Origin of the sequence: Burkholderia sp. RF4-BP95 (assembly GCF_001521985.1) — a bacterium.
Classification (GTDB): Bacteria; Pseudomonadota; Gammaproteobacteria; order Burkholderiales; family Burkholderiaceae; genus Burkholderia; species Burkholderia diffusa.
The window spans coordinates 31439-46175 of the sequence record NZ_LOSX01000002.1; the positions used below are offsets into that span (position 1 = coordinate 31439).

Below are 14737 nucleotides of genomic sequence, written 5' to 3' on the forward strand. Positions count from 1 at the left end.
TTCCTTTACCGCAACTTGAGGGTGGACAGACCGAACAGGCACAGCATCAGCGTGATGATCCAGAAACGCACCACCACCTGCGTTTCCTTCCAGCCGGACAATTCGAAATGGTGATGCAGCGGTGCCATCTTCAGCAGGCGCCGCCCTTCGCCGTAACGCTTCTTCGTGTACTTGAACCACGACACCTGCAGCATCACCGACAGCGTTTCCGCGACGAAGATGCCGCCCATGATGAACAGCACGATTTCCTGGCGCACGATCACCGCGACCGTGCCGAGCGCGCCGCCGAGCGCCAGCGCGCCGACGTCGCCCATGAATACCTGCGCGGGGTGCGTGTTGTACCAGAGGAACGCGAGCCCTGCCCCGCCCATCGCGGAGCAGAAGATCAGCAATTCACCGGCGCCCGGGATGTGCGGGAACAGCAGGTATTTCGAATAGACCGAGCTGCCCATCACGTACGCGAACACGCCGAGCGACGCACCGACCAGCACGACCGGCATGATCACGAGACCGTCGAGGCCGTCGGTCAAGTTCACCGCGTTGCTCGCGCCGACGATCACGAAGTAGGTCAGCACGATGAAGCCCCAGACGCCCAGCGGGTAGCTGATCGACTTCAGGAACGGCAACATCAGGTCGGCCCGCGCGGGCAGCCCCATCGACAGGCCGCTGCGCACCCACGCCATGAACAGGTCGAACACACGCACGTTGTTCGCCTCGGACACGCTGAATGCGAGGTAGACCGCCGCGAACAGCCCGATCACCGACTGCCAGAAATACTTCTCGCGCGACGACATCCCGCGCGGGTCCTTGTAGACGACCTTGCGGTAGTCGTCGACCCAGCCTATGACGCCGAAGCCGAACGTGACGAGCATCACGATCCAGATGAAACGGTTCGTCAGGTCGCCCCACAGCAGCGTCGCGACCGCGATGCCGATCAGGATCAGCACGCCGCCCATCGTCGGCGTGCCGGACTTGACGAGATGGCTCTGCGGGCCGTCCTTGCGCACGGCCTGCCCGACCTTCATTTGCGTCAGCTTGCGGATCACCCACGGTCCGCACACGAGCCCGATCCCGAGCGCGGTGATGGTAGCCATCACCGCACGGAACGTCAGGTACGTGAACAAGCGCAAAAAGCTTGCGTCTCCTTGCAGCCATTGCGCCAGCGCCAGCAGCATGCTTCCTTCCTTCTACTCAGTGTGCAGCGGGCACCGTGCCCGCCGCGGGTTGTTTCGTCAGCGCGTCGACCACGCGCTCCATCTTCATGTACCGCGAGCCTTTCACGAGCACCGTCGCCTGCGCGCCGTAGCCTGCCGCGAGCAGCGCCGTCACCAGCGCGCCGACGTCGCCGAAATGGCGGGCCGTGTCGCCGTACGCGGTACATGCATCACGCGAGGCATCGCCGAGCGCGAACAGCGCATCGATGCCGCGCTCGCGCGCATACGCGCCGATCTCCCGGTGAAATGCCGGGCCTTCGTCGCCCACCTCGCCCATGTCGCCGATCACCAGCACGCGCGGCGCCGGTTGTGCGGCCAGCACGTCGATCGCCGCGCGCATCGAATCGGGGTTCGCGTTGTAGGTGTCGTCGACGACCGTCGCGCCCGCGAGGCTGCCGACGTCCGCTCGCCGGACCTGCAAACGGCCCTTGACCGGCTCGAACGATTCGAGGCCCTGCTTGATCGCGGCCAGCTCGATACCGGCCGCGAGCGTCGCGGCCGTGGCCGCCAACGCGTTGCGTGCGTTGTGCTCGCCGAGCGCGCGCAGCCGCACCGTCACCGAGCCGGATGGCGTATCGATCGCAAGCTCGCCGCCGTGCAGACGGCCCGTGACCTGCGCTTCGATCTGCCGTTCGGCGTCGTGCAGCGCGAAATCGAGAATCCGGTTGCCGGTCGCCGCGACACGCCAGATACCGGCGTACGCGTCGTCGGCCGGAAACACCGCGACGCCATCCGGCGTCAGCGCGTGGATCACGGCCGCGTGTTCGAGCGCGACCGCCTCGACCGTCGCCATGAATTCCTGGTGTTCGCGCTGCGCATTGTTGACGAGCGCGACGGTCGGCGCCGCGATGCGCGCGAGAACTTCGGTCTCGCCCGGGTGATTCATCCCGAGCTCGATCACCGCGACGCGATGCTCGTCCGACAGGCGCAGCAGCGTCAGCGGCACGCCGATGTCGTTGTTCAGGTTGCCGGCCGTCGCCAGCCGCGCGTCTGCGCCGACTGCCGCCGTAAAGATCGCCGCGATCATTTCCTTGACGGTCGTCTTGCCGTTGCTGCCCGTCACCGCGACGAGCGGCACCGCGAAGCGCTTGCGCCAGCCGTGCGCGAGCGCGCCGAGCGCGGCACGCGTTTCACCGCCCTCTACGACCGGCATCGCGAGGCCCGCCGGCGCGTGCGCGACGAGCGCCGCGGCCGCGCCGCGCGCGGCCACGTCGCAGAGGAAGTCGTGCGCGTCGAAGCGCTCGCCCTTCAGCGCGACGAACAGGTCGCCCGGGCCGACCGTGCGGCTGTCCGTCGACACGCGCTCGAAGGTGGTGTCCGGATCGCCGTGGACGGTCGCGCCGGGAATCAGGCGCGCGGCTTCGCCGAGACTGAGCATCGTCATTCGCCGCCTCCCTTGCCGTGCGTCGCACGTGCCGCGAGCGCGAGCCGCGCGTGATCCTGATCGGAGAACGCGCGCTTCTTGCCCATGATTTCCTGCGTCGCCTCGTGCCCCTTGCCGGCCAGCACGACGACGTCCTCGCGGGCGGCGCCGCGCACGGCCTGCAGGATCGCGCTCGCGCGATCCTCGATGCGGCGTGCGCGATCGGGCGCGGTCATCCCCGCGATGACCTGGTCGATGATGCGCTGCGGATCCTCGCTGCGCGGATTGTCGCTCGTGACGACGACTTCGTCGGCGAGCCGCTCGGCGATCGCGCCCATCAGCGGGCGCTTCGTCGCGTCGCGATCGCCGCCGCAGCCGAACATGCAGACGAGCCGCCCGCCGCGCGCCGCCGCGATCGGGCGCAATGCATCGAGCGTCTTGTCGAGCGCATCGGGCGTGTGCGCGTAGTCGATCACGACCAGCGGTTCGTCGTTCTGCAGCCGGCCGCCAAGGCGCTGCATGCGCCCGTTGACGGACTCGAGCCGCGCAATCTCCGCGACGGCCGCGTCGAACGGCACGTCGGCCGCGAGCAGCGAGCCGAGCACCGCGAGCAGGTTGCTGACGTTGAACGTGCCGAGCGTGCCGACCTCGACGTCCGCGTCGCCCCACGACGAGCGCAGGCGGAAAGCCGTGCCCGTGGCGGTCGCGCGCACGTCGAGCGCGACCAGCTCGCGATCGGCGTCGGCCGCCTGTGCGTCGCCGATCCCGTATGCGATCGTGCGCACGCGGCCGGCCAGCTTCTCGAGCAGGCGGCGGCCGGCTTCGTCGTCGCGATTGACGACCGCCGCGCGCAGACCGCGCCACGCGAACAGCTTCGACTTCGCGGCTTCGTACGCGTCGAACGTGCCGTGATAGTCGAGGTGATCCTGCGTGAGGTTCGTGAAGACGGCGATGTCGAATGCCGTGCCGTTCACGCGGCCCTGATGCAGCGCGTGCGAAGACACTTCCATCGCGACGGCCTTCGCGCCCGCGTCGTGCAGTTGCGCGAGGCTGCGCTGCAGCTGCGGCGCGTCAGGTGTCGTGAAGCCGGTCGGCACCAGCTGCCCCGGCATGCCGCTGCCGAGCGTGCCGATCAGCGCGCACGGCTGGTGCAGCGCTGTCAGCGCGGCCGCGATCCATTGCGTGCAGGACGTCTTGCCGTTGGTGCCGGTCACGCCGATGGCGAGCAGGCTGTCGCTCGGGTCGCCGTACCAGCCGCTGGCGATCTCGCCGGCCAGCTGGTCGAGCGCCGGCACCGCGAGTGCGACGGGCACGGCCGGTGCGGCTTCGAGACCTTCCGGCTGATACAGCACGGCGGCCGCGCCGCGCGCGACGGCATCGGAAATGAAGGCGCGATTGTCTGCCCCGTCGACCGCATAGCCGAGGAACACGTCGCCGGCCTTCAGGCTGCGCGTGTCGGCATGCAGTTGCGCCGCGGGGGCCACATGCTGGCGCAGCCACGCAAGCGCGGCCGCGATCTGCTGATGCGCCGGATGGGAACTGCGAGCGGCGCTCATCGAACAACTCCTGGTGAATTACGTGTCGTGCTGGATACGATCATATGCTTCGCGCCGCCGCCCGCGGCGAGCTTTTGCGGCCCCGTCCCGGCGGGCGCGCCGGGCGCGTCGTCGGACACGACGAGCTGCTTGATCGGCATGTTCGGCGGCACGTTCAGCGCGCGCATCGTATCGCCCGCGATCGCCGAGAATACGGGGCCCGACACCTGGCCGCCGAAGTGGCTGCCGGCGGTCGGCTCGTCGACCGACACCGCGATCACGACGCGCGGATTCGGCATCGGCGCCATGCCGACGAACGACGCGCGGTACTTGCGCGTATAGCCGTGGCCTTCATGCTTGTAAGCGGTACCGCTCTTGCCGCCGACGCGATAACCCGGCACGGCCGCATCGGGCGACGTGCCGCCCGGCGCCACCACCGTTTCGAGCATCGCGCGCACTTCGCGCGCGGTGGTCGGGTTGAACACCTGCGTGCCCACGATCGGCTGATTGGGGTCGGTCTTGAAAATGGTCACGGGCATCAGCTCGCCATCATGCGCGATCGCCGTGTAGGCGCGCGCGAGCTGGAACAGCGACACCGACAGGCCGTAGCCGTACGACATCGTCGCCTGCTCGATGCGGCGCCAGCTCTTCCACGGACGCAGGCGACCGGCCACCGCGCCCGGAAACCCGACCTTCGGCGCCTGGCCGAGGCCGATGCTCGTATACATATTCCACATTTCCTCGGGCCGCATCGTCATCGCGATCTTCGTCGCGCCGATGTTGCTCGACTTCTGGATCACGCCGCCGACCGTCAGCGTGCCGAAACCTGCGTCGTCGGTGATCGGAGCGCCGTCGAGCACGAAATGCCCGTTGCCCGTCTCGACGAGCGTGTTCGGCGTCACGCGGTGCAGGTCGAGCGCGAGCGACACCGTAAACGGCTTCATGATCGAACCTGGTTCGAACACGTCGGTCATGATCCGGTTGCGCAACTGCTCGCCCGTCATGCGCGAGCGGTCGTTCGGGTTGTACGTCGGGTAGTTGACGAGCGCCAGCACCTCGCCGGTGCGCACGTCGACGACCATCGCCGCGCCGGCCTTCGCCTTGAACTTCTCGACGGCGGCCTTCAGGTTCGCATACGCGATGTACTGGATCTTGCTGTCGATCGACAGGTCGACGTCCGTCCCATTGTGTGGCGGAATCTGTTCGGCGACATCCTCGACGATGTGCCCCATCCGGTCCTTGATCACGCGGCGCACGCCGGACGTGCCGGACAGCATCTTCTGGTCGCCGAGTTCGACGCCCTCCTGCCCTTCGTCCTCGACGTTCGTGAAGCCGATCAGGTGAGCGGTGATCTCGCCTTCCGGATAGAAGCGCTTGTATTCGTTGCGCTGATAGATACCGGGAATGTCGAGCGCGGCGACCTTGTCCGCGACGTCGATCGGCACCTGGCGCTTTACGTAGACGAAACCCTTGTCCTGCGACAGCTTCACGCGCAGTTCCTTCGGCGTCATGCCGAGGAGCTTGCCGAGCTGGTTGACCTTGCCGGCGTCGAGATCGTCCGGCACGGCGTCCGGAATCGCCCAGATCGCGCGCACGGGCAGACTCGTCGCGAGCACGAGCCCGTTACGGTCGAGGATCTTGCCGCGCGTGGCCGGCAGCTCGATCGTGCGCTGGTAGCGGCTCTCGCCCTGCTTCTGATAGAACGCGTTGCCGGGGCCCTGGATCCAGAACGCCCGCGCGGCGAGCGCGACGAACGCCATGAACAGCAGGAACACGACGAGTTTCGAGCGCCACATCGGCAGGTGCACGCCGAGCACGGGGCTCGACGAGAACTTCACGTCCTGGCGCTTTTGCGACGGCTTCATCGCGCGCCTCCGTTGCCCTTGGTGGCCGTATCGGCCGACGCGGGAATCGGCGCGTCGATCGCCTTCGCGGCGCCCGACGGCAGCGTCAGGTACTGGGTGCGACCCGTCGTGATCGGCTGCATCTTCAGCGAATCGTTCGCGAGCTGCTCGATGCGGGACGTCTTGGACAGCGCGCTCTGCTGATATTGAAGCTGCGCGTAGTCCTGCTGGAGCTGACGCTCCTGCGACTGCGCGCGCTGCAGCTGAATGAAGATCTGGCGCTGCTGGTTCGTCGAGTTGACGACCGACAGCGCGCAGCCCATCACGATGATCAGCAGGAAGATGTTGAAGCGGCTCATGGCGTGACGCGCTCCGCGATGCGCATCACGGCCGACCGGGCGCGCGGATTCGCGGCGACTTCCGCCTCGCTCGGGAACTGACGGCTGATGATCTTGAGCGGCGGGCTCGGGAGGTCGACGGCGCGGATCGGCAGGCGACGATCGACCGCGGGCGCACTCGCGTGCGCCTGCATGAATCGCTTGACGATCCGGTCCTCGAGTGAATGAAAGCTGATGACCACCAGCCGCCCCCCTTGCTCCAGCAACGACAATGCCGCGTCTAGTACGACTTGCAGGTCCGCAAGCTCTTGATTGACGTGAATCCGTATAGCCTGAAAGGTGCGGGTTGCCGGATCCTTGCCCTTCTCACGGGTTTTGACGACGTTACCCACGATTTGGGCAAGCTCGCCCGTGGTGTCGAGAGGCCCAAGACGGTCGGACTCTGCCCGGCGAGCAACAAGCGCCTTTGCAATCTGAAAAGCAAACCGTTCTTCCCCATAATCTCGTATCACCTCCGTCAATTCCTGCACCGAAGCCCGCGCGAGCCACTCGGCCGCCGATTCGCCGCGCGTCGGGTCCATTCGCATGTCCAGCGGGCCATCCGCGCGAAAGCTGAAGCCGCGCGCCGGATCGTCCACCTGCGGCGAGGACACGCCCAGGTCCAGCAACACACCCGACACCTTCTCGACACCGCGCGCCGCAAGCGCGTCGCGCATCGATGCAAAGCTGTCATGCACGATCGAGAAGCGCGCATCCTCGATGCGCTGCGCCGTCTCGATCGCCCTCGGATCCTTGTCGAACGCGATCAGCCGGCCGCCCGGCGCCAGCCGCGCGAGCACCGCGCGGCTATGACCGCCGCGCCCGAACGTGCCGTCGACATAAATGCCGTCCGGCCGCGTCACGAGCGAATCGACCGCTTCGTCCAACAGTACGGTCCGATGCTGCAATTCGTTTCCCATCGCGGGCGTCTCCGTCACCGCAATCAGAACGTGAAGTTCTTCAGCGCGTCGGGCATGCCCTGCGCCATCGCTGCCTGCTCCTTCGCGATGTAGGTCTGCGAATCCCACAGCTCGAAGTGACTACCCATTCCCAACAACATGACTTCCTTTTCCAGTCCGGCCGCCATCCGCAGCTCGGGCGATACGAGAATCCGGCCTGCGCTGTCGAGATCGACATCCATCGCATTGCCGAGAAAAATTCGCCGCCACCAATGCGCGTCCATCGGCAGCGCGGCGATCTTGGCGCGGAATACTTCCCATTCGGGGCGCGGAAACAGCAACAGGCAGCCGTCCGGGTGCTTGGTCACAGTCACCCGTCCTTCTGCCTGTCCTTGCAGCGCTTCGCGATAGCGAGCCGGCACCGACATCCGCCCTTTCGCATCGAGCGTCAGCGCCGACGCCCCTTGGAACACTTTCCGCTCTCCCGTTCAGGGCACCGAAGCACCCGCTCAATGCTCAAGAATTTAGCCCGAATGGCCCGCTAAATCACACAAAAATACACTTTCTCACACTGTCTCCCACTTTAGTGGAAGGGTTTGGCACGGTCAAGGGAGCGGCCCGGTTTTTTGACGAATTTTGTTAGTTAGAACAAGGACTTACGCGCGCATGCTCATGCGGCCCCTCATACCAAAAACCGTTATAAATGAATGAGCTAGTGCAACTTGTGAAGGTGATACGTGAGAAAGGCGGGCCAGACTGGCGTGCGGACGGGGCTTTCGGGGGCGGGAAAACGCGGAAAAAACGGGCGGTATCGGGGACGGCGAACCAGGACGGCGTCGCGCGCCGCCCCGGCCCAAATGTTAGAGATAGTATGCAGCGCTCGTCATGACTTTCGACGCGGCGCGCATCAGCATCCGCGCGGGCAGCGGCAGCTCGATCCCGCCGGCGTCGGTCGCGACCTTGCCGTGCTTCACCTCGTCGAGCCGCATCTGCTCGACGATCGCACGCGACGCCGTGTCGGTCGGCGGCAGCTCGGACAGGTGCCCGTCGAGATGGCTCTCGACCTGGCGCTCCGTCTCCGCCATGAAGCCGAGGCTGACCTTGTCGCCCAGCGTGCCGGCGACGACGCCGATCGCGAGCGCGCCAGCGTACCACAGCGGGTTGAGCAAGCTCGGACGCGAATCGAGTTCCTTCAGCCGATGCGCGGTCCACGCGAGATGATCCTCCTCCTCGCGCGCGGCTTCCTCGAACATCGCCTTCGACGACGACGAGCGCGCGGTCAGCTTCTGCGCCTGATAAAGCGCCTGCGCGCAGACCTCGCCGACATGGTTCACGCGCATCAGCCCGGCGGCGTGCGTGCGCTCCGCGGGCGTCAGTTCGCCGGCCGGCGGCTCCGCCGGCGCGGGCACCGGGCGGCTCATCCGGCTAATGCCGGTCAGCGATCGCAGGCCGCGATCGAATTCGCTGATCAGTTCATCCAACACCATCCTGTTCTCCTGGCTGCGTGTGCTGCCGCGGGCGGCAAAGGCACGTGCTCCGCTGCGTAACCGACTTGATTATTCAGCGGAAATTGCGGTTAACCCGTGATTTTAACCATTGTTGCATAAAGGAAACATGGCAGCCTTGCGCCACGGCATTTCGCTTTGTCGGAAAAATCGGCTTTGCTACATTACGTGCAACTTCTTGCGAAGTTGACGGGGCCCGTCAACACAACATAACTATCCGCCCCGCCAAAAAAATTCAGTGTTTCTTGGAGATCCGTTAATGAAAAAGTCGCTTCTCGCGCTCGTCGCGCTGGGCGCGTTTGCTGGCGCAGCCCATGCGCAAAGCAGCGTGACGCTCTACGGCATCATCGATGAAGGCTTCATCTTCAACAACAACGCCAAGGGCGGCCACCTGTACGGTCTGGCAAGCGGCGTGATGCAAGGCAGCCGCTTCGGCCTGCGCGGCACCGAAGATCTGGGCAGCGGCCTGAAGGCGATCTTCGTGCTCGAAAACGGTTTCGACGTCAACTCCGGCAAGCTGGGCCAGGGCGGCCTGATGTTCGGCCGCCAGGCTTACGTCGGCCTGTCGAGCCAGTACGGTACGGTCACGCTGGGTCGCCAGTACGACTCCGTCGTCGACTTCGTCGGCCCGCTCGAGGCAGGCGACCAGTGGGGCGGCTACATCGCTGCTCACCCGGGCGACCTCGACAACTTCAACAACGCATATCGCGTGAACAACGCGGTCAAGTACACGAGCCCGACCTACGGCGGCTTCTCGTTCGGCGGCCTGTACAGCTTCGGCGGTCAAGCCGGCCAGTTCTCGAAGAACCAGGTCTGGTCGCTCGGCGCCGGTTACAACAACGGCCCGCTGGTGTTGGGTGTCGGCTACTTGAACGCACGCACGCCGGCGAACTTCGGCGGCATGTTCAACACCGGCGCGTCGGCTGCAGCGACGGCCGTGTCGTCGCCGGTCTACGGCGCATATGCGAACAGCGCGAACACGTACCAGGTCATCGGTGCGGGCGGTGCGTACACGTTCGGCGCAGCAACGATCGGCGCGACGTACTCGAACACGAAGTTCAAGGGCTTCTCGGTCGGTCCGTTCGTGAACCAGACCGCGACGTTCAACAACGGCGAAATCAACTTCAAGTATCAGTTGACCCCGGCGCTGATCGTCGGCGCGGCGTACGACTACACGCAAGGCAGCAAGATCGACGGCAACTCGGCAGCCAAGTACCACCAAGGCTCGCTGGGCGTCGACTACTTCCTGTCCAAGCGCACGGACGTCTACGTGATCGGCGTGTACCAGCATGCGTCGGGCAACGCGCTGAACTCGAAGGGCGAGGTCATTCCGGCAACGGCGTCGATCAACGGTCTCGATCCGTCGAGCACCAGCAACCAGGTTGCAGCGCGCGTCGGCATCCGTCACAAGTTCTAATCAGCTTGACTGACAAGCCGCAGCATATTGAAGGCGCCTTCGGGCGCCTTTTTCTTTTGCGGCTGCGAAGCGGTGAGCGGCGAACCGTTCGCGACGTCTCATCGACGTGAAGCCGCCGCTGCCGGCGGGTGGCACGCACCGAGGTACCGCGCCATGCGGATCGGGGCCGGCGGCGGCCCGATCGAGCCGCTCCGTCGGCCACGGCGCATCCCGGTAGAACGCGCGCCGTTCCTGCGACCGTCGAACCACGACGCGGCATCCTCGATGCCGGCACCACAAATAAAAAAGCCCGGCACTGGCCGGGCTGGTTGATTCGACTTCGGTGTTACGCGCGTCCGTCGCGCAGTTCGCGCCGCAGGATCTTGCCGACATTCGTCTTCGGCAGCTCCGTGCGGAACTCGACGAGTTTCGGCCGCTTGTAGCCGGTGAGCCGCTCCTTGCAGTACGCGAGGATGTCCTTGTCGGTAAGCGCCGGGTCCTTCTTCACGACGAACAGCTTCACGGCTTCGCCCGAGTGCTCGTCCGGCACGCCGACCGCCGCCACCTCGAACACGCCCGGGTGCGACGCCACCACGTCCTCGACCTCGTTCGGATACACGTTGAAACCGGATACCAGGATCATGTCCTTCTTCCGGTCGACGATCTTCACGTAACCGCGCGCGTCCATCACGCCGACGTCGCCGGTCTTGAAGAAACCGTCCGGGAACATGACCTTCGCGGTTTCGTCTGGACGGTTCCAGTAGCCGGCCATGACCTGCGGCCCGCGGATGCAGATCTCGCCCGGCTCGCCAAGCGCGACGTCGTTGCCGGCGTCATCGCGGATGGCCACTTCCGTCGACGGCAGCGGCAGGCCGATCGTCCCGCTGTATTCGGTCGCGGTCACCGGGTTGCAGGTCGCGACCGGCGAAGTCTCCGACAGGCCGTAGCCCTCGACGATCGCCGTATGGGTCTTCTCATACCAGCGCTTCGCGACGCCTTCCTGGATCGCCATGCCGCCACCATTGGCGATCACGAGCTTCGACAGGTCGAGCTGATTGAATTCGGGATGGTTCAGCAGTGCGTTGTACAGCGTGTTGACGGCTGGAATCGTCGAGATCTGGTACCCCTTCAACTCCTTGATCATGCCGCCGATGTCGCGCGGATTCGGGATCAGGACGCCCATGCCGCCCGTGCGCATCGTCAGGAAGCCGCAGACCGTCAGCGCGAACACGTGATAGAGCGGCAGCGCGACAACCGTCACGAACTGTTTCACCTCGGGGTACTTCTCGTGCGCCGGATGATGCCATGCGCCCGCCTGCAGCACGTTCGACACGATGTTCCGGTGCAGCAGCGTCGCGCCCTTCGCGACACCCGTCGTACCGCCCGTGTACTGGAGGAACGCGACGTCGTCGGGGCCGAGCTTCTCTGCCTTGAAGGTCTGCCGCGCACCTTCCGACAGCGCGGCCTTGAAGCGCGTGAACGACGGAAGCTGCCACGCCGGCACCATCTTCTTCACGTTGCGCACGACGTAATTGACGAGCCAGCCCTTGATGCCCAGCAGATCGCCCATCGACGCGACCACGACATGCTTGACCGCGGTATTGGCGATGACGGCCTGCAGCGTCGACGCGAAATTCTCGAGAATGACGATCGCCTCCGCTCCGCTGTCCTTCAGCTGATGTTCGAGCTCGCGCGGCGTATAGAGCGGGTTGACGTTGACGACGGTGAAGCCCGCGCGGAGCACCGCGACGATCGCCACCGGGTACTGCAGCACGTTCGGCATCATGAGCGCGACGCGCGCGCCGCGCTTCAGGCCGCGCGACTGCAACCACGCGCCGAACTGGCGCGACAGCGCATCGAGTTCGCCGTACGTGATGCTCTTGCCCATGCAGACGAACGCCTTGCGGTCACGATACTGCCTGAAGCTTTCGTCGAGGAGATCCGGGATGGAAGGATACGGGGACGCGTCAATTTCGGCTGGAACGCCGGGTGGGTACGATTTCAGCCAAATTTTGTTCATACTGCGCGTCTCCTCACAGATTTTCGAATGGTCGTGCTAAAACGCATCGTAGCGGCTCGTCCATGCTGAGACAACAGGGTTAGATGCCCACTTCGAACTTTCGGATACATTCGTCTGATGGTATCAAGAAGTTCTGTCAAATCCGCTCAACTTCCACCAGACAGTCGTAAAACGTCGCCGAGTTGCCGAGATCGGTCAGCGCCTGGCTCGTCACCTCGTTCGCATTCCGTCCATCCGCCGACAGCTTCTTCCACCAGATCGACAGTCCGACGACGAGTCCCGCGCGCGCACGATCGGTCACTCTCGCGACCGCCTGCATCGATCCGCGGTCGTTGAAGATGCGCACGATGTCGCCCTCCCCGATGCCGCGCGCGTCGGCGTCGGCCGGGTGTATATCGAGGTGAGGCTGGCCTTCCGTACTGCGCAGGCTGTCCACGTTCACGAACGTGCTGTTCAGGAAGTGGCGGGCCGGCGGGGAAATCATCGCCAGTGGATAGCGAGCGGCGAGTTCAGGCGCGGCCTCCGCCGATTCGAACGGCGGCAGATAATCAGGCACCGGGTCCATGCCCATCTGCTCGAGCCGCGCACTGTAGAACTCGCACTTGCCGGACGGTGTGCGAAAGCCGCCATTCGCGAAAGGCGCGTCCGCCACCTTGAGCTTCAGCCAGCCGGCACGCTTCAACGTGTCCCAATCGCTGTCGAGTGCCGGATCGTCCCAACGGAGCGCCGTCTGCGCAACCTCTTCATCGCTGTGATAAAGCGCGGGCTCGTCGAGCCCCATGCTGCGTGCGATGCCCCGAAAGATTTCCGTGTTCGGCCGTGCGTCGCCGACTGGCGGAATTGCCGGTAGATTCGCCATCACATAGGTGTGGCCGTACGACTTGTGGACGTCGAGATGCTCGAGTTGCGTCGTGGCCGGCAACACAATGTCGGCGAAATCAACCGTATCTGTCTTGAAGTGCTCCAGAACGACCGTGAACAGATCTTCGCGCGCGAACCCGGCGGCAACTTTCGACGAGTCGGGCGCGACCGCGACGGGATTCGAGTTGTAGACGATCACCGCTTCGAGCTTCGGCCCGAAGGTGGCGTCGCCCGGATGCAGCAGCGCATCGCCGATTGCATTCATGTTGATGATGCGCGGCAGTTTGTGAGGCCAGCCGGGCATCAGATCCGGACGCAGCAGCCCCGCCTGATTGACCGGTGCGGATTCCGACGACGACAGCAGAAGCCCGCCGGCCCGGTCGCGCCACGCGCCTGTCAGCGCGGGCAGGCTCGCAATCGCGCGCACGGCATTGCCGCCGCCGCGCACGCGCTGCATGCCGTAATTGAGGCGAATCGACGCCTTGCGGGTCGCGCCGTAACGACGTGCGAGTTCGATCAGTTCCGACGCTTCGATGCCGCAGATTTGCGCGACACGTTCCGGCGGATAGGACAGGGCTCGCGCCTTGAGCGCGTCGAAGCCGAGCGTATGACGCGCGATGTAGTCGTGATCGAGCAGATCTTCGGTAATCAGCACATGCATCATGCCGAGCGCGAACGCGCCGTCGGTGCCCGGTTTCAACGCGATGTGCTGATGGCATTTCTCGGCCGTCAGCGAGCGGTAGGGATCGATCGCGACCAGACGGGCGCCTCGACGCTTGGCTTCCTGCGCTCGGGTCCAGAAATGCAGACTGGACGCGATCGGGTTGGCGCCCCAGATCAGGATCAGTTCGCTTTCCTCGAAATGCTCGAGATGCATGCCGACGCTTCCACCATACGTGTAGCGCAGCCCCGCTGCACCGGCTGCGGCGCAGATGGTCCGCTCAAGCCGGGACGCACCGAGCTTATGGAAGAACCGCTGTGCAATGCCTTCGCCCTGCACGAGTCCCATCGTTCCCGCGTAGCTGTACGGCACGATCGCCTCCGGCGCGCGCGCGGCGATTTCCCCGAGACGACGACCGATCTCGTCAAGTGCTTCGCTCCAGCTGATCGGCACGAAGCGCCCTTCCCCCTTCGCGCCGATGCGCTTGAGGGGAACGGTGAGCCGGTCGGGATGATGAACGCGGTCGGCATATCGGCTGACTTTCGTACACAGCACGCCCTGCGTGGGCGGATGATCGGGATCACCCGTCACCTTGATGGCCCGGCCGTTTTCGACGGTCACGCGCATTGCGCACGTATCCGGACAATCGTGAGGGCAAACGGCCCGAGCTATCTGAATGGCGGCGTTCATCGTTCTGGATGCGACTGGGGTGGAGATTCGCAAATTTTACGTGGATGGGCCGAATAAGGACTCATTTCGCGCGAATTTCCCGCCTGTGCAGTGAGAAAACGGGGATGACGGATGAAAAATATCGACGCTGGACCGGCTCCGAATTGCCGATGCGACGATACGGACGTGGAGCGGGTGTTAGAAGTGCCTTGCCGAACCGGCCCGAGTCGCCTCCCTGGCTGGAGATCGCAGCGAATCGACCGGTGATGGGTCCGGGGTGATGGAAAGCGGCGGATTCCGGCGACGCGCTTGGGCAGCAAACGGAGAGGTTCGATTGCCTGCACTCGCGTTTCCGTCGCCCCAATGCAAAAACCCCCGCCTTGTCGGGCGGGG

General features: G+C 65.1%; 11 protein-coding genes. 1 reads left to right on the forward strand and 10 read right to left on the reverse strand.

Features of this window, described 5'->3' with window-relative positions; all coding sequences use genetic code 11:
* Positions 1 to 5 precede the first annotated feature (5 nt).
* From mraY to coq7, 8 genes are all read right to left on the reverse strand, one after another.
* Positions 6 to 1175: a phospho-N-acetylmuramoyl-pentapeptide-transferase gene (mraY, locus tag WS46_RS00145; RefSeq protein ID WP_059451891.1), complete on the reverse strand. Its 1170-nt coding sequence runs from the start codon at positions 1173 to 1175 to the stop codon at positions 6 to 8.
* Between the two features lie 16 nt (positions 1176 to 1191).
* Positions 1192 to 2598, reverse strand: a complete 1407-nt coding sequence (gene murF, locus WS46_RS00150; protein WP_059688960.1) for a UDP-N-acetylmuramoyl-tripeptide--D-alanyl-D-alanine ligase — start codon at positions 2596 to 2598, stop codon at positions 1192 to 1194.
* Positions 2595 to 4133: a UDP-N-acetylmuramoyl-L-alanyl-D-glutamate--2,6-diaminopimelate ligase gene (locus WS46_RS00155; protein WP_059688961.1), complete on the reverse strand. Its 1539-nt coding sequence runs from the start codon at positions 4131 to 4133 to the stop codon at positions 2595 to 2597. Before WS46_RS00155 ends, murF begins: the two co-directional genes overlap by 4 nt.
* Positions 4130 to 5977: a penicillin-binding protein 2 gene (locus WS46_RS00160; protein WP_059535159.1), complete on the reverse strand. Its 1848-nt coding sequence runs from the start codon at positions 5975 to 5977 to the stop codon at positions 4130 to 4132. Before WS46_RS00160 ends, WS46_RS00155 begins: the two co-directional genes overlap by 4 nt.
* On the reverse strand, positions 5974 to 6315 hold the full coding sequence (ftsL, locus tag WS46_RS00165; RefSeq protein ID WP_059535158.1) for a cell division protein FtsL: 342 nt from the start codon (positions 6313 to 6315) through the stop codon (positions 5974 to 5976). Before ftsL ends, WS46_RS00160 begins: the two co-directional genes overlap by 4 nt.
* Positions 6312 to 7253 (reverse strand): 16S rRNA (cytosine(1402)-N(4))-methyltransferase RsmH, encoded by a 942-nt coding sequence (gene rsmH / locus WS46_RS00170; RefSeq protein WP_059535156.1) that lies wholly within the window; start codon positions 7251 to 7253, stop codon positions 6312 to 6314. Before rsmH ends, ftsL begins: the two co-directional genes overlap by 4 nt.
* Before the next feature lie 23 nt (positions 7254 to 7276).
* The gene (gene mraZ / locus WS46_RS00175; RefSeq protein ID WP_006400450.1) at positions 7277 to 7705 is read right to left on the reverse strand and encodes a division/cell wall cluster transcriptional repressor MraZ; all 429 of its coding nucleotides are present in this window, start codon (positions 7703 to 7705) and stop codon (positions 7277 to 7279) included.
* A gap of 387 nt (positions 7706 to 8092) precedes the next feature.
* A complete protein-coding gene (coq7, locus tag WS46_RS00180; protein WP_059688962.1) occupies positions 8093 to 8719 on the reverse strand; it encodes a 2-polyprenyl-3-methyl-6-methoxy-1,4-benzoquinone monooxygenase in 627 nt (208 codons plus the stop codon).
* A gap of 277 nt (positions 8720 to 8996) precedes the next feature.
* Between coq7 and WS46_RS00185 the strand changes: the two genes are divergently transcribed.
* Positions 8997 to 10154 carry a porin gene (locus tag WS46_RS00185; RefSeq protein ID WP_059535150.1) on the forward strand — a complete coding sequence of 386 codons (1158 nt, stop codon included), beginning with the start codon at positions 8997 to 8999 and terminating at the stop codon, positions 10152 to 10154.
* A gap of 325 nt (positions 10155 to 10479) precedes the next feature.
* Here the strand turns inward: WS46_RS00185 and WS46_RS00190 are convergent, their stop codons facing one another.
* Both WS46_RS00190 and WS46_RS00195 read right to left on the reverse strand, forming a co-directional pair.
* Positions 10480 to 12153 (reverse strand): long-chain fatty acid--CoA ligase, encoded by a 1674-nt coding sequence (locus WS46_RS00190; protein ID WP_059535148.1) that lies wholly within the window; start codon positions 12151 to 12153, stop codon positions 10480 to 10482.
* 136 nt (positions 12154 to 12289) lie between these two features.
* Positions 12290 to 14365: a molybdopterin-dependent oxidoreductase gene (locus WS46_RS00195; protein WP_059535146.1), complete on the reverse strand. Its 2076-nt coding sequence runs from the start codon at positions 14363 to 14365 to the stop codon at positions 12290 to 12292.
* Between the last annotated feature and the right edge of the window lie 372 nt (positions 14366 to 14737).